The 17,962-nt window shown below is 67.9% G+C and carries 16 protein-coding genes; 9 read left to right on the top strand and 7 right to left on the bottom strand.

The window, feature by feature from the left end:
• Nucleotides 1-501: 501 nt before the first annotated feature.
• Nucleotides 502-2,454, bottom strand: a complete 1,953-nt coding sequence (locus tag D7W81_RS18585) for a peptidoglycan-binding protein (RefSeq protein ID WP_147445526.1) — start codon at nt 2,452-2,454, stop codon at nt 502-504.
• 269 nt (nt 2,455-2,723) lie between these two features.
• Nucleotides 2,724-4,190 (bottom strand): hypothetical protein, encoded by a 1,467-nt coding sequence (locus tag D7W81_RS18580; protein WP_147445525.1) that lies wholly within the window; start codon nt 4,188-4,190, stop codon nt 2,724-2,726.
• A 404-nt stretch (nt 4,191-4,594) separates the two neighbouring features.
• On the opposite strand from D7W81_RS18580, the gene D7W81_RS18575 reads away from it, so the two are divergent.
• The gene (locus D7W81_RS18575) at nt 4,595-5,431 is read left to right on the top strand and encodes a hypothetical protein (protein ID WP_147445524.1); all 837 of its coding nucleotides are present in this window, start codon (nt 4,595-4,597) and stop codon (nt 5,429-5,431) included.
• 194 nt (nt 5,432-5,625) lie between these two features.
• Here the strand turns inward: D7W81_RS18575 and D7W81_RS18570 are convergent, their stop codons facing one another.
• From D7W81_RS18570 to D7W81_RS18555, 4 genes are read right to left on the bottom strand one after another with little or no spacing between them, the layout of a single operon-like run.
• Entirely contained in the window at nt 5,626-5,988 is a 363-nt protein-coding gene (locus tag D7W81_RS18570) for a GatB/YqeY domain-containing protein (protein ID WP_120556744.1), read from the bottom strand.
• A gap of 38 nt (nt 5,989-6,026) precedes the next feature.
• Complete coding sequence (locus D7W81_RS18565; RefSeq protein WP_120556730.1) at nt 6,027-6,821, bottom strand: alpha/beta fold hydrolase; 795 nt, start codon at nt 6,819-6,821, stop codon at nt 6,027-6,029.
• Nucleotides 6,822-6,831: 10 nt separating this feature from the next.
• Complete coding sequence (locus D7W81_RS18560; RefSeq protein ID WP_120556729.1) at nt 6,832-7,776, bottom strand: RNA polymerase sigma factor; 945 nt, start codon at nt 7,774-7,776, stop codon at nt 6,832-6,834.
• 47 nt (nt 7,777-7,823) lie between these two features.
• Entirely contained in the window at nt 7,824-9,134 is a 1,311-nt protein-coding gene (locus D7W81_RS18555) for a DUF4082 domain-containing protein (RefSeq protein WP_120556728.1), read from the bottom strand.
• Between the two features lie 325 nt (nt 9,135-9,459).
• Between D7W81_RS18555 and D7W81_RS18550 the strand changes: the two genes are divergently transcribed.
• The 8 genes from D7W81_RS18550 (at nt 9,460) to D7W81_RS18510 (ending at nt 17,580) form a co-directional block, all read left to right on the top strand.
• Entirely contained in the window at nt 9,460-9,894 is a 435-nt protein-coding gene (locus D7W81_RS18550; RefSeq protein ID WP_147445523.1) for a hypothetical protein, read from the top strand.
• A 142-nt stretch (nt 9,895-10,036) separates the two neighbouring features.
• The gene (locus tag D7W81_RS18545) at nt 10,037-10,447 is read left to right on the top strand and encodes a DUF2141 domain-containing protein (protein WP_120556726.1); all 411 of its coding nucleotides are present in this window, start codon (nt 10,037-10,039) and stop codon (nt 10,445-10,447) included.
• Between the two features lie 11 nt (nt 10,448-10,458).
• A complete protein-coding gene (locus tag D7W81_RS18540) occupies nt 10,459-11,913 on the top strand; it encodes a carotenoid oxygenase family protein (protein WP_120556725.1) in 1,455 nt (484 codons plus the stop codon).
• Nucleotides 11,914-12,015: 102 nt separating this feature from the next.
• Complete coding sequence (locus D7W81_RS18535) at nt 12,016-13,266, top strand: putative DNA modification/repair radical SAM protein (protein WP_120556724.1); 1,251 nt, start codon at nt 12,016-12,018, stop codon at nt 13,264-13,266.
• Nucleotides 13,266-14,669, top strand: coding sequence for a UdgX family uracil-DNA binding protein (locus D7W81_RS18530; RefSeq protein ID WP_120556723.1), 1,404 nt, complete (start codon nt 13,266-13,268; stop codon nt 14,667-14,669). Before D7W81_RS18535 ends, D7W81_RS18530 begins: the two co-directional genes overlap by 1 nt.
• Before the next feature lie 149 nt (nt 14,670-14,818).
• Nucleotides 14,819-15,208, top strand: a complete 390-nt coding sequence (locus D7W81_RS18520) for a helix-turn-helix domain-containing protein (protein ID WP_244227280.1) — start codon at nt 14,819-14,821, stop codon at nt 15,206-15,208.
• Between the two features lie 133 nt (nt 15,209-15,341).
• Complete coding sequence (locus D7W81_RS18515; protein WP_120556722.1) at nt 15,342-16,370, top strand: hypothetical protein; 1,029 nt, start codon at nt 15,342-15,344, stop codon at nt 16,368-16,370.
• A 193-nt stretch (nt 16,371-16,563) separates the two neighbouring features.
• Entirely contained in the window at nt 16,564-17,580 is a 1,017-nt protein-coding gene (locus D7W81_RS18510; protein ID WP_244227279.1) for a trigger factor, read from the top strand.
• 19 nt (nt 17,581-17,599) lie between these two features.
• On the opposite strand, the gene D7W81_RS18505 is transcribed toward D7W81_RS18510, so the two are convergent.
• A partial coding sequence (locus D7W81_RS18505; RefSeq protein WP_244227278.1) for a hypothetical protein occupies nt 17,600-17,962 on the bottom strand: 363 nt, incomplete at its 5' end.

The raw sequence follows: 17,962 nt of genomic DNA, 5'->3' as shown, positions 1-17,962 counted from the left end.
TGAATCGCAGTCACCGACGAGACTCCCATCCAAGGAACGACGACGCAAGCCAGGTGCGCTGTCGTTCGTCCCGCCCTTCGCCGTAGACTCGTCCGGGTGCCTGCCCCTCCGCGGCCCGCGCCACGTATCCCGCGTCTTCTGCGGCCCCGAGCACACGGCGGCGCTCGTGCTCGCGAACATCCACGACGGGCCGCCCATCGAGTTGCACCGCTGGAGCGCTGACCAGGGTCTCCAATGCGTGGAGACCTGGCCCGGGACATCCCGGGAGATGAGATTGTCATTCGCGCTCGAGTCGGTGACGGCAGTCAACGTCCACGACACGCACGAACTCCTTCCCCTCGTCGATTCCGTGCCTGCGGTGGGGATGCCTTCGGGGCGCTATCGAGCGAGCCGCACGGGTGACTTCACGACGGCCGATTCCACCCTGCGGAAACTGCTCGGTCGCGCGCCGACGGACATGCGCGAGGCGATCTCCAGGCCTCGGTGAACTGGCGTGGTGCCCTACGCCACTCTCTTGAGCTCATTGGACTTCATCCAGGCCATGGCGTGATCCGCGATGGCGGACGCACTGTCCGTGCCATTGATGATGGCGCGTGCACGGCGGAAGGCGTCGTGCAAGTTGGCGTGGGACGCCGTGAGGTAGTCCGACAGCTTCTTCGAGGTGAAAGCCCCCGTCTTCATCCCATGCACCAGGATAAAGAGCGACACATTGGGCTGCAAGAGCAGTTCCGGGTGACGGACCAGGTCCAGGCCGAGGAGGTCACTGTACTTCTGGTAGTTGCGCTTCCACGTCAACTGCACGTATCCGCGCCCGTGATAGGGATGGTATTTCTTGCCCCTGAGGTACGCGGCGGCCTCCTTCGTTGTCATGTAGCTGGCCTCTTCGATGGGCTTGAAGGTGTCGCCCGTCTCGTGCTCCACCGTGGCGAGCACATAGGCAATCTGGGTCGGAAGCCTTACTCCCTGGCGGATGCACTCCTCCCGGATGGCCCGGACGGTCCCCGCGCGGTCCGCCCCCTGGAACGAAGGCAGGGCGACCTTGGACGTGGCAGGGCGAACCAGGGGGGATGCGGGCTGCCTGGCAACTGAAGCCGCCACCTTGGGCTTGAACTGCCCGGCCGCGCGCCCCACGGCGGCTGCGGCTGCCACTGCGGCCGAGAGCGTCGCCGGGACGACCTTCCCTCGGGCCGGGCCCCGGCTGAACGTGGCGGCGTTGCCGACGGTGCGGTAGCGGGTGCCGTGTTTGGTGAGGCCGTCGCCTTCCAGCCGGCCATCCTTCATCGCATGCAACGTGAGGAACTTGCCACCGGCGGGATCACTGGCCTGGTAGCAATTGGCCGAGGCTCGGCTGGTGATGAGGATCCAGTGATCTCCTTCGCCATCGTACCTGCCAGGGTTCTTGCCACCGTTTCGAGTGTAGTAGTCCACATGGACCACCACGGGCCGTCCTGCGGCCAGTTCGCGGTCTATCTCCGGGGCCTTGAAACCCGTCAGACGCTTGATGTCCACCTCTGGCTTCGCGATCCGGCCCAACTTGTCCCAGTCGAGGATGCTTCCACCTGAGTTGAAGCCATGATTCTTGAGCATGAAGTGGGCCATGTCGTCCGGTGTATACATTTGCCCGGTGATGCCACTGACCGCCATGGTGACCGCGGTCATGGCGCAGCCAATCTGGGAGACACTCTTCTCACTCTTGCTCGCGATGACGATGGTGCTCCAGGTTTCGTTCTTCCTCGTGGCGCTGTTGTATCCCTGGGCAAAGAGCGGGTATCCATCACGGCTGGGAAAGTGACGGCCATTCTTGGTGAAGTCCCTGCCCGCGACCGCGCGCCCCACCGGAGCCGCGACATCCGGCGGCGTGATCTGTTGCAGCGGCCGAAGCTTGGGACCCTGACTCGGGGGGCTGCTCGCGAACCGTGACTGACCGCTCAGGAGCGCCTTCCAGGTCAGTGGTCCCACGAGCCCGTCCGCCACCAGGCCATGTGTGCGCTGCCACTCGTGGACGGAGTCATCCGTGACGGGCCCGAAGAGACCATCCGCGCGGACCCCCAGCTTCGCCTGGAGCCATTTGACATCGTTGCCCGCGAGCCCCTCCTTCAGCGTTCGCGCGCCCAGGGTCATGCCCTCGCGATAGGCCTCGAATGTATGCGCCGTGGCCGGCCGCGCAGGCGACGAGGGCTCTCGCTGTGGCTGAAGAGGGACGGCAACGCTCTGGGTGCCCTCGATCTTCGACATCCGCGTGATGCCCCAGGACGTGGTCAAATCGTACAGTGCCTTCTTCTCACTCACGGAGACGTGAGCGTGCTTCGTGTGGCGGTTCTCCCCCGTGTAGCGCTGCGGGGCCCATGCGGATACGCCACGCCTGGCATAGGAGCGCCAGATCTTCTCGTTCCAGATGATGTACTTGATGCGAGGATCGCGGCGCTCGACCAGTTGCGCCACGAAGTTGTCCATGTTCGCTCCGCCCGCGGGATCGTGTGTGAAGTCACACGCGGTGACGATCCCCGTGGCTCCATCCTTCACCCAGGGGTTGTGGTCACTCTCGCGAGCTGCATGGGCAGCATCGCCAATCCAGCCATCACATGATTTGCCGCGTGAGGGCGCACACCGGTTCAATTCGTTTCGCAACTGGTCGAGCGAGTTCGCGATCCTATAGGTCACTGCAGTCCCCTCACTTGTATTGCTGCATGACTTCCGTCGGAACTTCCAAACTCCCGGGAGCACTACGGCGTGCCAGGCGGCTCGAAGCGCTTCTCGTCGTAGCGGCCCGTCTTGGCGTTCCACGTATAGCGGGCGTCGAGCTGTCTGGACTTGCCTTCGGCTGGCGCGATGAAGGCGTCAATGCGCGACAGGTCCAGCGACGCATCCCATTCCACCTTGTCCCCCTGGCTCGCGGCGCCCTCCAGCGACATGGATTGCGCGAACTTTCCGCGCTCGTCCATGGGCACGACCTCGAAGGACACCATGGGGCAGGCACCACATGTCCCGGTCCCCAGGAGGGATTGAGTCCCTTCGGTCACCAGCAGCAGGTGCAGTCCGGGCGGCCGCCGCGTGTTGAGCACGGTTCGTGTGCCACTGTATCGCGTGTCCAGCAAGGCCTTGTCGCGGCGGGACACCAGCCAGTGGCCCAGACTCCCGGTGGGTTCCACCTGCGCGGGCACTGTCAGGACCTCGATGTCATTGAGCGAGGCCTGGGGCTCCATCTTGGAGAGGTCGACGCTCACCACCTCGGGGCTCGGGGCCTCCGGCGAGTATTGATAGCCCCTGGCGGGATTGAGCCAGACCTCGAACGTTCGCACGTCCGGTCCCGGTTGATAGGAACCGCGCTCATTGGCCTTCAACACCCGCTCGAACAACTCCGGCCAGGCCCCAAAACGCAATGGCTGGGCGAGCTTCACCGCCTGGAACGTGCTGGGATCGCCGAAGCGCTGGCCCGTGACAGACGACAAGAATGTTTCGAGTTTGTTCTTGTTCTCGTCGTTATCGACCAGGCTCACCAGGACTTTGAGGTTGCGCAGCGGGGCCTCGGCCGAGCGGGGAAAGGCGCTCGCGGGAATGAGCGCCTCGAAGCGGTAGCCGCCGTCCATCAACTCGTAGCGAATAGGGCCTACCGTCCCCTTCTTGCCGAAATGCACCACCCCTCCGGACATCAGCCCATACTGGGCGATGAAGGGGCGCACCAACTGCTTGCGGCGCTCCGTCTGCTTCTTCCACCACGCGCGGCACGCTGCGGGGTCGCCCGAGGTCACGACCTCCGCATCATCGCAGGCGTCAGCGGTCGCGAGCGGGTGCTCACCAAACTGGTTGACGAAGGCAAGCGGCGGCATTTCGGGCTGGGGCAGCGCCAGCCACAGTTCCAGGTGGTCGTGGTGGATCTGCTCGGGCGTGGCGGACAGGAACACGCGGTCGTCGTGTATCTCGCCCGCCATGGCGAGTCCTTCATGCCCCACCGCCACCCACAGCTGGGCGGAAAGATCCTGCGGCGAGGTGACCTGGGAGGTTCCTGCCACCCGCTGCTCCCCCCCGAGGGACAGCGAAGGAGGCAACGCCTTCCACTCACTGAGCGCGCCGTCCACCTTGAAACCCGCGGGATGGCCCTCGTGCAGCCGTAGACCTGGGGACGAAGAGTCCGCCATGGCGGGCGCGGCGGCCAGCAGGAACAGTGATATGGACGTATTGAGTAGAGTCATACAACGCCCTCGCTGAATTTTTTGCTAGCATAACATCAATACGCAATCCCTGGCCAGACGCGGAAGCGCTTTCTGGATGGAGGAAATCCATGTCTTCGAATCGCTGGTCTCGTATGTTGGTTGCCTTCACGTTTGCCTTGTCCGGATGCAAATCCAACCCACCCTCCACGGCGGACTCGAACGCTCCCGCGCCTGCCAAGGCCTCCGCTCCCGCGCCCGCGAACAAAGCGGAGCTGGGTCCAGCCTTGTCATACCTTGTATCCGTGGGGCCCCAGCGCTGTGAATGGGTGCGACAGCCACTCCCCACGGGGGAGCCCCAGCGCTTCGCCTTTGACGCGGCATGCGACGAGACCGGGTTGTCCTGGAACCCCCCAGCGACCGAGGGCCTTGCGTTCAGCGCCGCCATGGGTGAGCGGACCGCGCCCCTTGCCTGGCGCGTGGACTTCACGACCAGGAGCATCAAGAAGTTCGATCTCTCCTCACTGCCTGGGGGGGCACCCGTCGAGGGCAAGGAAGGGCCGTCACTGGTGCAGCTGGGTTTCGACACACAGGGCCGGCCCCAGGCACTTGTTGCGGACGTCTACGTTCAGCGCACACCGGAATCTGGAGAAGGCGGCGGGCGGTTCCTTACGTTTGAAGGGCAGCGCTACCCGGTCGCGGATGGTAGTTCCAATGCCGAGAACGCCCCGGGGCTCGCGTTCGCCTACCGGATGGAGGGGGCAGCGTGGAAGCGCATCGAGACCAAGGTGAGCAGCTTCGGCTCGCAGGATGCTCCCGACGTCAGCGAACTCGATGCCGCGAAGAAGATGCTTGATCAAACGGTGTCGTCGTCCGGCGCGCTGCCAGGAAAGCCTTCGGACAAGGCACTGGCCCACACGTTGGAGACCACCCTGATCGAGGACCCGACCGACGAGGAGGCTTGGCGGACCTTGCCGACACCGGGAGCTGTCCTGCACTACCGAGTCGCGAGGGACCCTGAGGATGATTCGAACTTCGCGAGCCTGCCCCTGCGCTGGGAACGCGACGGTGCTCTGGTGTCGCCGGAGCCACTGGCGGCTCAGCAGGGAGAGCGCCTCATGCTTCAAGCGCGGGGCGCGATGGTGCTCATCGTGTCCCTGAGCGAAGCGGGCCGCACGGCCCAGGTGTTCGACAGCCAGACGCAGAAGAGTCTGGTGCGCGTCCAGGGCGTCGACGCTCCGACGCTGTGGCCCCAGCCCACCAGCCCCGCAGCCACTCCCTGACGCGGGCCTGCATCGTCAGCGCCCGACTTTTCTGAGCTCATTCGCGAAGGTCGTGGCTCAGCGCGTGAGTGAGGTCGTCAAACGCTCTTGCCCGGCCCTCATTGAGGGCCTGTACAGCGAGGCTTTGATGGCTCTGGTCGTGGTGGAGAGCGCCTCGGCGGTCTCCTCGAGTGACAGCCCGAAGTCCTCCCGCGCTATCCGATGAGCGCCAAGAGCACCTCCAGCTGGGCCTTCAGCGTGAGGGCCTCTTCGGACCTGCCGAGCTGGGTGTAGAGCGCCACCGCGTCGCGGCGCTCTTGGATTTCGCGCTGGATGAGAGCCTCCACCGCCTCCGGGGACAAAAGCAGTCGAGCCACTTCCCCACTCCCGAGTCCCGCCGTGCTGCCGGCGATGGCTCCACCGTCTGATTCAGGCGCGACGCTCATGTCGGGCGCCTCGGCATTGTCGATGGCTGCGAGCGTCTCCCGAAGGACCGCCGAGGCGGATGCGTTTCGGGTGCGCAGTGCATCCTTCAGCGCGGCGCGCAGCGTTGCCTTCCATTCGTTCACGGTCCTCATCCGCTCACAGTAGAGGATCCGGCCGCCACCGCCTGAACTCATTCGCCCAGGAATTCCTCCAACGCTTGGGTGAGCGCCTTGGGGTCGACGGCGTGCGTCTGTCCCTCCAGCGTGCGGTGGCGTGCGTTGGGAATGGCCCGTGCGAGTGTCTGGATCGCCTCGCGCATCCAGCCCGGGCTCGAACCTCCCTCCATGACGAGCGTCGCTGCGCGGACGGCCGACAGCTGCTCGAGACGCGAGGGGCCACGGGCCGTGATGAGCAGGTCGTAGCTCAGCGTGTGCGCGAGGTGCTCGAGGCCCGCCCACATCGGTGCCTTGCGCAGCCGCGCGACGGCGGGCTCGGGCATCTGCATCACCTTCGTGAAGTACAGCTCGACGGCCTCCGTACGCCGGTTCCCCGCGACGGCCTCGTCGAGCTGCTTCGCGAGGCCTTCAAACGCTCTGGCCCGATCCGCATCGAGGATGACGGGAGGCTCATAGACGACGAGCTTCGGGATCGGGAGTCCTTGCGCCGCGGCATCGAGGGCCAGGAGGCCGCCCGACGAGTTGCCGAACACGGCGGCGGATCCACCGGCGGCCGTGATGACCGCCGCGACGTCCTCCACTTCCCTTTCGAGCGCATGAGGCGGCGAGTCCCCGCTGTCCCCACGGCCGCGCCGGTCGTAGCTGAACACGGTGAAGCGATGCGCCAGCAGGGCCGCCAGCGGTGTTCCCGAGGTCGGCGCCGTGCGGTCGCAAAACGCTCCGCCCACCAGGATGAGCGGTGGACCCTTGCCGGTGGTCTCGAACGCGATGGACGTCCCATCGGCGGATTTGACGGTGTGGATGGTCATGGCAGTTCCTTCAGGGCGAGGCAGCAGGGCCATAGCCGTGCGTGCGGAAAGGGACGTCGAGCTCGCGACAGACCTCGGTCAGGGCCTCGGGCGCGTGGAAGTAGTTCCGCAGCCGCGCGATGCGGTCGCCATCCAGCTCGACCCGCACGACAGCATGCACTTCGTCTCCCGACCACCAGAGGAAGAGTGATTCGCCCCGGTGCGCGCGGAGTTCGCAACGAGGCGGATCCACGAGCACGTAGCCGCCTTCGGGACAGCCGAAGAGCGTTCCCTGGAGTGAACCGTCGCGGACCGCCTGGGCCCCGGACTCGATCTTGAAGCCCGGATACTCCAGGGTCGCCGTATCGAGCAGGAGCGCCGTGAGACGATCGAGGTCCCGCGCGTTGAAGGCGTCGCAGAAAGCGTTGAGGACGGCGGGAGCCACCGGCGCCGGCGCTTCCGGTTCCGGCGTCACCAGCTTCGACCGCCCCCGGTGCAGGGCGGCCTTGATGGCTCCGGTCGTGGTGGAGAGCGCCTCGGCGGTCTCCTCGAGTGACATCCCGAAGGCATCCTTGAGCACGACCGCGGCCCGCTCTTGCGGCGAGAGCTGCGAGAGCAACGTCCCCGCGGCCTCACGTGTCGCGCGAGGCTCAGCGCGCGTTGCCGGCTCCGGGACATCGACGCCGCCGCCGGTGGCCGGTACCTCTCGCGCCTGCCGCATCCGGTTGAGCCACAGGTTGCTCGCGACCCGGAAGAGCCACGCCCGCGGGCTGCGCGGTGGCTCCGCCATGATGCCGAGGCTCGCGAACGCCCGGGCCATCGTCTCCTGGGCCATGTCCTCGGCATCCCAGGGGCTGCGCGTCAGCTGCCGGCAATACCGGTAGAGGTCCGGGCGCAGGGGCTCGTAGGTATCGAGGAAACGGCGCCAGGAGGCCTTGACGGCGTCTCCCAGCGGGTCTGGTGACTCAGTGCTCATGCCGGAGAGACACGCGACGGGCGAAAAAGGATACGGGGTTGCGGTGATCAGCGAACGCGGAAGACGGGCTCCACCCAGTAGTTGGAGCTCTCCCAGCTCAGCGTGGGGAAGGTGCCCTCGGGCCCGTAGGCGAAGACGCCACCGTCCGCCTGCACGTGCAGCGGCTGGGCGTAGTACGAGATGACGAAGGCCTGCGAGGCCACGGTGTAGCCACCCGCCGGCGCGTAGTACGACACGGTGTACGCCGTGTTCTCCTGCACGGCCACGTCCGGGTACAGATCCACCGTCTGCCAGCCGCTCCCCGGCCCGCCCTCCCCCACGAAGAGGCCCGTGGCCAGCAGGACGCCCTGCGCGTCCCACAGGTGCACCACGCGCTTCTCCAGCGGCGCACCCGGGTCCCGGTAGAAGCGCACGGCGTCGACGATGCCCGGCACGTCGCTCTTGAAGCGCACCCCCAGCTCCACGCCGGCCGTGTCGTCGGACGCGAAGACGCCGGAGGGCGCGGGCGTCTGCCACAGGCTGTAGGCGGTGGGCGCCGGCGTCACCGTGGCCCGGTAGGACGCAGCGCTGGTGCCGTACGTGTTGGACGCGCGCACCTGGTAGAAGTACGCGACGCCATTGCTGGCGGAGGTGTCCAGCCAGGCCGTCCGCGTGAGGCCCGACGCCACCGGCTGGTAGGGCCCGGCCTCCAAGGTGGCGCGCAGGACCGAATACGTCTGGGCCCCCGACGCGGCATCCCAGCGCACCGCGGCGGCGTTGTTGCCGGGATAGGCCCGCGCGAACAGCGGCGTCTCCGGAGGCGCCAGCTTGACGATGGGCTCCACCCAATAGTTGGACTGGTTCCACGTCTCCGCCGGGAAGGTGCCGCTCGGCCCGTACGCGAAGACCCCGCCGCTCGCGGGCACCGACAGCACCCCGGCGCTGTAGCCGCTGGCGAAGAAGCCCTCGGTAACGGTGTAGCGCCCCTGGGGCGCGAAGTAGGAGACGACGTATTCGGTGTCCGCCGCCAGGGGGATGTCCGGATAGAGATCCAGCGTCACCCAACCCGCGTGCGGCCCGCCCTCCCCCACCCAGACGCCGGAGGCGAGCAGTGCACCGCTCGCGCTCCACACGTGCACCACGCAGGTAGCGAGGGGCACGAGCGGATCCCGGTAGAAGCGCACCTTGTCGAGGACACCGGGGGCCGCGCTCTGGAAGCGCACCCCCACCTCCACGGCCGTGGTGTCCGGGTCGAGCTGCGCGGGAGATGGCGCCGTGGTGCCGTTCCACAGCGAGGCGGTCGTCTGCGCGCGCGCAAGCCCCGGCATGCAGAGCAGGAGGGCGCAGAGCAGCGAGGAGATCATTCCAACCAGCTTCATGAGGGACCTCTCGTCCGCGCAGGGCGGACGCGAATGACAGGCGGCGCGGTGGCACCCCAAGCCCGTCTACCCGGGCGGTGGAATGCTACTTTGAGCGTCACCCGCTTCGGTGGACAGGTTGAGGCTGCTGCATGCCTCTGCACCTTGGCCGTTCGCCCGTACGCGCAGTGGCCGGACTGCACTCCCGCTGCTCGTATAGACTCCTCAGAACACCCGATCCGCTCATCGAGTACGCCCCATGCGCTTGAACCTCCTTCCCGTCATTGGATTGCTCTTCCTTCCTGCCTGTGGCTCCAAGTCGGAACAGACGGAGGGCGTGGGATCCTTGCAGGGCGACAAGGCCTTCCCGGTGACCTGGTCCGGCGAACTCCTGCCGCGCGGCCCCGACGGCGGGACCTCTTTCTCGATTGCCATCCTGTCCGACAGCGACCTCTCCGGGCTCTGCACGACCCCCGCGGACGCCGGCTATGTCCTTCCGCCGTCCCGCTTCCTGACGGTCTCGGTCATTGGCCCCCCTGCGGCAGGGACATTCGAGGTCGGCAGCGCCACCGGCCCCGGGTTCGTCCAGATCCAGCAGCGTCTCACGGACGGAGGAACGGAGACACTCGCGGTGGCCACCAGCGGGAGCATCAACCTGACGACCGCTACGACGGCCCAGCTCGTTGGAAGCTTCGATGTCCAGGTCCAGGGAAAATCCGACGGAATGACGACGGGTTTGTCGGGAACCTTCGACGCCCCTTTCTGCGCGAACCGGAAGTGATGCCTCCGAGCGCAGCCCTCGTTGGAATGCGCTGGGTACGCCTCCAGAAAGAAAGCGTCCGCATGTGACTTCAGGCACATGTGCACCCTGATACGGCCCTTCATATTGCCTCGAGTTCACCCGCCACACCCGAGGCCCAACCATGAAGACCCTTCTCGCCGCTTCCCTGCTGCTGCTGGCCGCCAACGCTCACGCCGCGACGCTCACCCTGGACATCCAAGGCCTGACGAAGAAGACGGGCCACGTCCTCATCGCCGTGCACGCCGACGCGGCGTCGTTCAACGACAAGGGCAAGCCCATGGCCGTTCGCACCGTGGAGGTGAAGGACGCGAAGGTGACCGTCACCATCCCGGACCTCGCGCCGGGCACCTATGCCGTGAGCCTTTTCCATGATGCCAATGACAACAACAAACTCGACACCAACTTCATTGGCATCCCCAAGGAGGGCTACGGCTTCAGCAACAACGTAGGCGCGCGCGGCAAGCCCAGCTTCGATGAGGCGAAGTTCACGCTGGCCGCCGACGGCACGGTGCTCACCCTGACGGTGTTCTGAGGACTCGCGCCATGGACCGCCGCACACTGTTGAAGGGGATGGGGGCCGCGATGCTCACCGGCTGCGCCTCGGGCCCGCGTCCCGCCGCCGCGCCGCCCCCGGCCCCTGACTGGGCCCTGGGGTGGCGCTCGGTGACGTCGGCGGCGCTGGCGCCCGTGGACGCGCGCGTGAAGGGCCGCTTCCCGGACGCGCTCCACGGCACGCTGTACCGCAATGGCCCCGCCCGCCTGGAGCGCGCGGGCCAGCGTGTGCGTCATTGGTTCGACGGCGACGGCATGGTGCAGTCCTTCCGCGTCTCATCCCGCGGCGTCACGCACCATGGGCGCTTCGTGTCGACCTTCAAGTTCCAGAACGAGGAGCGACTGGGCCACTACGCGCTGGGCACCACCGAGCTGCCCGCGCGCGGCAACGATGCCTACAACGCGGCCAATACGTCGGTGCTCATGGTGGGTGGCGAGTTGCTCGCGCTCTGGGAGGCGGGCTCCGCGTACCGGCTGGACCCGGAGACACTCGAGACGCGCGGCACGAAGGACTGGTCCGAGGAGCTGACCGGCGTCCCCTTCTCCGCGCACCCGTTGACCGAGCGCGACGGCAGCTATTGGAACTTCGGGCTCGCACCGTACGCCGGTGAGCAGGGCCTGCTGCTGCTGTACCACTTCAGCGCCGACGGGCGAATGCTCCAGTTCGCGAACATGCCCATGCCCATCCCGGGTTATGCGCACGCCTTCGCGCAGACGGAGCGCCACCTCGTCGTGGTGCTCGCGCCGCTGCTGTGGGACGCCAGGCGCGACCTGACGTGGTTCGACAAGGAGGCCTGGCAGCCGTCGCTGGGGACGACGGTGCTCGTGGTGGACAAGGCGGACCTGACGCGCGTCGTGCGCCGGGAACTGCCCGCGGGCTTCGTCTTCCACTTCGGCCATGCGTGGGAGGACGGAGACCGGCTGCGCGCGTACGCCTGCTGGTACGAGGACTCGCACTTCATGCACCTGACGGTGGACGAGGACATCCAGGGCCGGGTGAAGGATCGCCCCCCGGCGCGGCTGGCACAGCTGGAGATTCCCCTGGGCGCCGGCCAGGGCCGCATCCTCCGCAGCCCCCATGGCGCGGAGTTCCCGGTCGTGGACCCTCGCGTCCCGGGACGGCGTGGGAGCGCGCACTTCGTCGTGCTGGAGGGCGAGGACGCGGTGCTCCCGCACGGGGGCGTCATCGCCCGCATCGACGTCGAGCGCGACCGGGTGCAGCGCTTCGACTACGGCCCGGGCATCATCGCCGAGGAGCACCTCTTCGTGCCCACGGGGTCACGGGAGGGCCAGGGCTGGCTGCTGGGCACGTCACTGGACTGCACGCGCGGCCACACGCGCCTGGCGGCCTTCGACGCGGAGCACCTCGACGATGGGCCCGTGGCGCTCGCCACGCTGCCCCGCGCGCTGCCACTGGGCTTCCACGGCACGTTCCTGAAGGAGTGACCGTCCGGCTGTTCAGGCAGGCGGAAGAGCAGCCCTCGTCACCCTGCTTGCCAAGGCTTCCCGCTGCGTCACGCGTCAGGGGTGAGCACTAGGTTTGCCTCCATGGACGTACGCAAGAAGTTGGAAATCCTCGCCGATGCCGCCAAGTACGACGCCTCGTGTTCGAGCAGCGGCGGCAAACGCAAGGCGGAGAAGGAAGGGCTCGGCAGCGTCGAGGGCATGGGCATCTGCCACAGCTACACGCCGGATGGCCGGTGCGTGTCGCTGCTCAAGATCTTGCTCACCAACTTCTGCATCTACGATTGCCAGTACTGCATCAACCGCATCTCCAGTGACACCGTCCGGGCGCGCTTCACGCCCGCGGAGGTGGTGCAGCTCACGCTCGACTTCTACAAGCGCAACTACATCGAGGGCCTGTTCCTGAGCTCCGGCGTCATCAAGAGTCCGGACTACACGATGGAGCAGCTCATCGAGGTGACGCGCACGCTGCGCGAGGTGCACGGCTTCCAGGGCTACATCCACCTCAAGGCCGTGCCGGGCGCGTCGAAGGAACTCATCGACAAGGCGGGCCTGTACGCGGACCGGCTGAGCGCCAACATCGAGCTGCCGACGGATGGCGACCTGAAGAAGCTCGCGCCGGAGAAGAGCTTCGCCATCACGGGCGGGACGATGAAGGAGATCTCCACCCGGGTGGAGCAATCCAAGGCCGAGCGCAAGGAGAGCCCCAAGGCGCCGAAGTTCGCCCCCGCGGGCCAGAGCACGCAGATGATCGTCGGCGCCACGCCCACGCCGGATGCGGCCATCCTCGACACCGCGAACCGCCTCTACACGGGCTTCAAGCTCAAGCGTGTGTACTACTCGGCCTACAGCCCCATCCCGCTCGTTGACGCCCGTCTGCCCGCGAAGTCACCGCCGCTCGTGCGCGAGCACCGGCTGTACCAGGCGGATTGGCTGCTGCGCTTCTACGGCTTTCGCGTGGACGAGCTCGCGCCACCTGAACAGCCAGACCTGTCGCTGGAGCTGGATCCGAAGCTCGCGTGGGCGTTGCGCCGGCGGGAGTTGTTCCCCATGGATGTGAACCGCGCCCCGCGCGAGGACCTGCTGCGCATCCCGGGCATGGGCGTGCGCACGGTGGACCGGCTCCTCCGCATCCGCCGCTGGCACCGCATCACGCTCGCGGACCTGGGGCGGCTGCACGTGCCCCTCACACGCATGAAGCCCTTCATCGTGACGGCGGACCACCGGCCCACGGGGCTCATCGACTCGGCCCGGCTCGTGGAGCGGGTGACACCTCCCGCCACCCAGCTCTCCCTGTTCACCTCCGCCCGGGAAGCGCTCACCGGAGAGCTCTGATGCGGGTGGAGGTGGGGCGGGACCTGGACTCGTTCCGCGCTGCCGCGCGCGGACTGCTCGCCCGGGGCGTGTCCCCGGAGCAGGTGCTGTTCACCGAGGAAGGGCTCGGACAGGGTTCGCTGCTCGCGCCGGACGTGGTGCCCGCGAGCGCGCCCGTGTCGGGGCTGTCGGTGCCTCCAGCGTTCCTGGAGCTGGCGGAGAAGGTGGCATGTCACCGCTCGCCGGAGCGTTGGGGGCTGCTCTACCGGGTGCTGTGGCGGCTCACGCGTGGGGAGCGCAAGCTGTTGGAGATCGAGAGCGACGCGGACGTGCACCGTGTGCTCATGCTGGCCAAGAGCGTGCAGCGCGACGCGCACAAGATGAAGGCCTTCGTGCGCTTCCGGCGGGTGGAGCGCGAGGGCGAGGAGTTCTTCATCGCGTGGCACCGGCCCGAGCACCTCATCGTGCGCTACGTGGCGCCCTTCTTCGCGCGGCGCTTCCCCTCCATGCGCTGGAGCATCCTCACGCCGGACGCGAGCGTGTCCTGGGACCTGGAGGGGCTCACGTACGGGCCGGGGGTGCCGCGCTCGCAGGCGCCCGAGGGGGATGCGCTGGAGGAGATGTGGGGGACGTACTACGCGTCGACCTTCAATCCAGCGCGGCTCAACGTGCGGGCCATGCGCGCGGAGATGCCCAAGAAGCACTGGGCCACGCTGCCCGAGACCCGGCTCATTCCGGAGCTGGTGCGCCAGGCGCCCCAGCGCACCTCGCGCATGGTGACCCCGAAGCTTGAGGTCTCCGAATCGAGCCGCTTCCTGCCCGAGCACCGGGACCTCGCCTCGCTCGCCCAGGCGGCGAAAGGCTGCCGGGCCTGTCCGCTGCACGAGCGGGCCACACGCACGGTGTTCGGCGAAGGGCCGGCGGGGGCACGGCTGATGCTCGTGGGCGAGCAGCCTGGAGACATGGAAGACAGGGAGGGCAGGCCCTTCATCGGTCCGGCGGGCCAGCTGCTCGACACGGTGCTCGCGCAAGTGGGCCTCGAGCGCGAGCAGCTCTACGTCACCAACGCGGTGAAGCACTTCGGGTGGGTGGCGGGCGAGGAGAAGCAGCGCCTGCACGAGAAGCCCGGACGGAGCGAGGTGCTCGCGTGCAAGGCGTGGCTGGACGCCGAGGTGGCGCAGGTGAAGCCGAAGATGATCCTCTGCCTCGGGGCCACGGCGGCGCAGTCCTTCCTGGGGCCGGGCTTCCGCATCAACAAGAGCCGGGGGCAGATCTTCGACACGCCCTGGGCCAAGGCATGGATGGCGACCTTCCACCCCTCCGCGCTCCTGCGCATGCCGGACGAGCGCGCGCGGGCCCAGGCGCGCGTCCACTTCGAGGAGGACCTGCGCCGGGTGGCGGACACGCTGCGCGCGCTCGGGTGAAGGGCGGGTCGCTTGTGGCAGGCCGCCCTCCCCCAGGCCCTCATTTGCTTTCAACCCGTCCCCGCGGAGCCGGGTGCGCCATCAACTCCGCGCACGCCACGGGCCAGGCTGGATCGTCGGGATGGAACGCCGTCTGGAGGTACGCCCACGTGAGCCGCTGGACGGCTGCGACCGTCGCGGGGTTCTCGTCGGTCGTTTCCGTCTCCCGCGACGACGAGGGTTGGCGGAGTCATCCCGGCATAGACCTGATTCAAATACGGAAAATGCTCGCGCGACGCGTGGGCATGTCGCGCTCAGGGTTCGCGGCGCGCTTCACGGAGCTCGTGGGCGAGTCCCCGCTCCAGTACCTCGCGCGCTGGCGCATCGCGCGGGCCGCGGAGCTGCTTCGCGACACCCCCGAGAAGGTGGAGACCATCGCGGGCCGTGTGGGATACGAGAGCGTCCCGGCATTCAGCCGCGCGTTCAAACGTTGGCAGGGCACCGGCCCGGCGGCGTTCCGGCGCGAGCCCTTCGTACGCGCAGCCCACAGAACGCAATGATTTCAGGCACTTGAAAAAAGTGCCGCACCTGCCCCGCGCGTGTAGTCGTGGAAAACCAGTCTCAAGCAACTCGCGCGCTCCGCGTCCGATAATCAGTTCAAGTTCCGCCCCTTCCAAACCTACGAGGCCCACCATGGGTTTCCCCGACATCAAGCGCACCTTCAACGCCGTCCGCACCAACGTCCAGCAGACCTTCGAGGCCAACAAGCAGCTCGTGAAGGGCGGGATCGCGGTCGCGACCCAGGCGTCCAAGGCGATCAACTTCAGCAAGGACGCCTTCCAGCAGATCAAGAACATCAAGGACGGCGCCCAGGGCATCCTCGGGAAGACGAACCTGGACTTCGTCCGCAACCCGACCTTCTCCCAGGGCTTCAAGGGGCTGACCAAGTTCGGCGCGCAGATGGGCGCCGCCATGCGCTACGCGGGCATCCCCGGCGCGGTGGCCGCGGGCGCCACGGCCATCAAGGACGTCCGCCAGGCCATCCGCTCCGGCAGCAAGGACGACATCATCACCGCCACGCGTTCCTCGCTGGACGCGGCCAAGTCCACCATCACCGCCGCGACGGGCGGCATCGTCGGCAGCAAGGTGATGGGCGGCGTGCTGGGCGGCACCATCTTCAAGGGCAAGCTGGACGCCGGCAAGGCGGCCTTCGACACCTTCAAGAAGGCGCTCCCCAACGCCAGCGATGACGTGCTCAAGGCCGTCAAGGGCGCCGCCACCAAGGGCATCATGGAGGGCGCGTCGCTGAAGAACGTGGGCCGCGCCGTCACCTCCGCCGCGGGCGACGCCGCGAAGGCCGGCGGCACGCTGGCCAAGGGCATCCTGGGCAGCGGGACGCGCTCCGCCGCCAAGGCCGCGCTGTCCACGGTGGGCCGCGAGGCCGGTGAGGCCGCCCTCAAGCAGGGCGCGAAGGCCGCCGCGGGCACCGCCGCCAAGGCGCTGGGCCGGTTCGCTCCGGGCGTCAACGTGGCCATCGCCGCGGTGGACGTGGCCAACGCGGGCGCGACGCTGATGGACAAGAACGCGGGCGTCGGCAAGAAGGTGACGTCGGTCATCACCGCGGTGGGCTCCATCGCCGCGGCCACCAACATCCCGATCGTCAGCCAGGTGGGCGCCGCGGTCTCCACGGTGTCCAGCATCGTGGGCGCCTTCTTCAGCTAAGCGTTCAAACCCTCGCGGTTTGTCAGAGCGGCTCGGCTGGACTAGATCTCAGTCCATGCCGAGCCGTCGCTTTGTTCCCCATTGGCGCGGACGCGGACTCGTCGTCTATCTCCCGGGAGCATTCGTGACCCCCCCTCAAGGGCCTGCAAAATCTGGCCGCGGCGTCGAGCGGCTGTTGAAGATGAGCCCGGTCGTGAGCAGCGTCTCCGCCGAAGCCCTCAAGCTTCCCAGCGTGCAGGCCCCCTCCCTGGAGGGCATCGCCGTGCGCGTCCCCACCCCGGACGACCTCACGGAAGAGGACCTGCTGCGCGCCTTCCACGAGAAGCGCCGCGCCCTGGCCACCACGCGCGAGCGCCAGAAGGGCGAGGCGCTGGAGCCGGGCGACGACGTCCAGCTCAACATCGTGGGCTATTGCGACGGCAAGCTCATCCCCTTCTCCGCGCGCTTCGGCATGACGACGGAGCTGGCGCCCATCGAGGCGCTGCCCGGGTTCTGCGAAGCCCTGGCGGAAGGCGGCAAGGTGGGCGAGTCCATGCAGATTGCCCTGGAGCTTCCGGCGGACTACCCGGTCGAAGGCCTCCAGGGAAAGCCCGCCCGCTTCCTGGTGGACATCATCGGCGCCCACCAGGTGACGATGCTTCCGGACAGCTCCCCGGAGTTCCTCCAGAAGCTGGGGATGGGCAGCACGCTGGAAGAGGTGTTCGGCAACCTCCGCGAGGAGCTGGAGGACGAGGCCGCGGGGCAGCTCTGGGCTCGGGCCCAGGACATGGTCCTGGACGAGGTGGCCCGGCGCGCGCCAGTGGAGCTTCCCCGGGTGCTGGTGGAGGAGGAGCTCCGCCGCCGCTGGGTCCAGGCCGAGGGTCAGGCCATGGTCGCCTACCACTTCGACGTGGACGAGCAGCAGGAAGCGCTCCAGGGCTGGCTCACGGACCCCACCTCGCGCGCGGACACCGAGCGCCGGTTGCACATCGGCATCGCGCTGAAGGCCGTCACCGAGGCGGAGAAGCTGCAGCTCACGCCGGAGAAGCTGGAGCAGCTGATCCGCGACTACGTGGAGCCCTTCGGGTTGAGCGCGGAGGACGCCCACGCCGCCCTGCGCGAGTCGCCCGAGACGACCCGCCGCCTGGCCGAGCTGGGCTGGTACCTGCTCGCCGTGGAGCACGTCATGAACAAGGCGAAGGTCACCTTCGAGGGCGCGGAGCAGGGCTGAGAGGGCCCCGCTTCGTGGTTCAGCTCTCGCTGAACCACAGGCCCAGGCCGCCCAGCAGGCCCAGGCCCAGGAACATCACGGCCAGTCCCCACGTCTGGCGGCGCGACCACTGAAGCCCTTCGCCGTACCGGTGGCCACACCACAGGATGAGGACGGCGAACCCCAGACAGATGGACGCGGGCCCGGCGGCGACCAGCATCCGGCGGGCCGTGCCGCTCACGTCCGAAACCGCCAGCACCGCCAGCGGCCAGAAGCCGACGACGAGCACGGCCAGCACGAGCCAGAAGGCCCCCCGCCCTTCCCAGGTGTTCAGCTCCAGGTAGTCCACGACACGCCGCCACCAGGTGCGGGGCGGTTCCGGGGGCGGCGGCTCGGGGAGGCG

The sequence above is a fragment of the Corallococcus aberystwythensis genome (assembly GCF_003612165.1).
Lineage (GTDB): Bacteria > Myxococcota > Myxococcia > Myxococcales > Myxococcaceae > Corallococcus > Corallococcus aberystwythensis.
The sequence above is the reverse complement of the archived record's forward strand: the minus strand, read 5'-3'. Positions and strand labels throughout refer to the sequence as shown.

Bases quoted from the DNA above. Each gene is read 5' to 3' on its own strand.
- D7W81_RS18570 (WP_120556744.1), bottom strand. From the start codon at position 5,988: ATGAGGACCGTGAACGAATGGAAGGCAACGCTGCGCGCCGCGCTGAAG.
- D7W81_RS18530 (WP_120556723.1), top strand. From the start codon at position 13,266: ATGCGGGTGGAGGTGGGGCGGGACCTGGACTCGTTCCGCGCTGCCGCG.
- D7W81_RS18565 (WP_120556730.1), bottom strand. From the start codon at position 6,821: ATGACCATCCACACCGTCAAATCCGCCGATGGGACGTCCATCGCGTTC.
- D7W81_RS18585 (WP_147445526.1), bottom strand. From the start codon at position 2,454: ATGGACAACTTCGTGGCGCAACTGGTCGAGCGCCGCGATCCTCGCATC.
- D7W81_RS18540 (WP_120556725.1), top strand. From the start codon at position 10,459: ATGGACCGCCGCACACTGTTGAAGGGGATGGGGGCCGCGATGCTCACC.
- D7W81_RS18545 (WP_120556726.1), top strand. From the start codon at position 10,037: ATGAAGACCCTTCTCGCCGCTTCCCTGCTGCTGCTGGCCGCCAACGCT.
- D7W81_RS18555 (WP_120556728.1), bottom strand. From the start codon at position 9,134: ATGAAGCTGGTTGGAATGATCTCCTCGCTGCTCTGCGCCCTCCTGCTC.
- D7W81_RS18560 (WP_120556729.1), bottom strand. From the start codon at position 7,776: ATGAGCACTGAGTCACCAGACCCGCTGGGAGACGCCGTCAAGGCCTCC.
- D7W81_RS18535 (WP_120556724.1), top strand. From the start codon at position 12,016: ATGGACGTACGCAAGAAGTTGGAAATCCTCGCCGATGCCGCCAAGTAC.
- D7W81_RS18575 (WP_147445524.1), top strand. From the start codon at position 4,595: ATGGGTGAGCGGACCGCGCCCCTTGCCTGGCGCGTGGACTTCACGACC.
- D7W81_RS18515 (WP_120556722.1), top strand. From the start codon at position 15,342: ATGGGTTTCCCCGACATCAAGCGCACCTTCAACGCCGTCCGCACCAAC.
- D7W81_RS18580 (WP_147445525.1), bottom strand. From the start codon at position 4,190: ATGACTCTACTCAATACGTCCATATCACTGTTCCTGCTGGCCGCCGCG.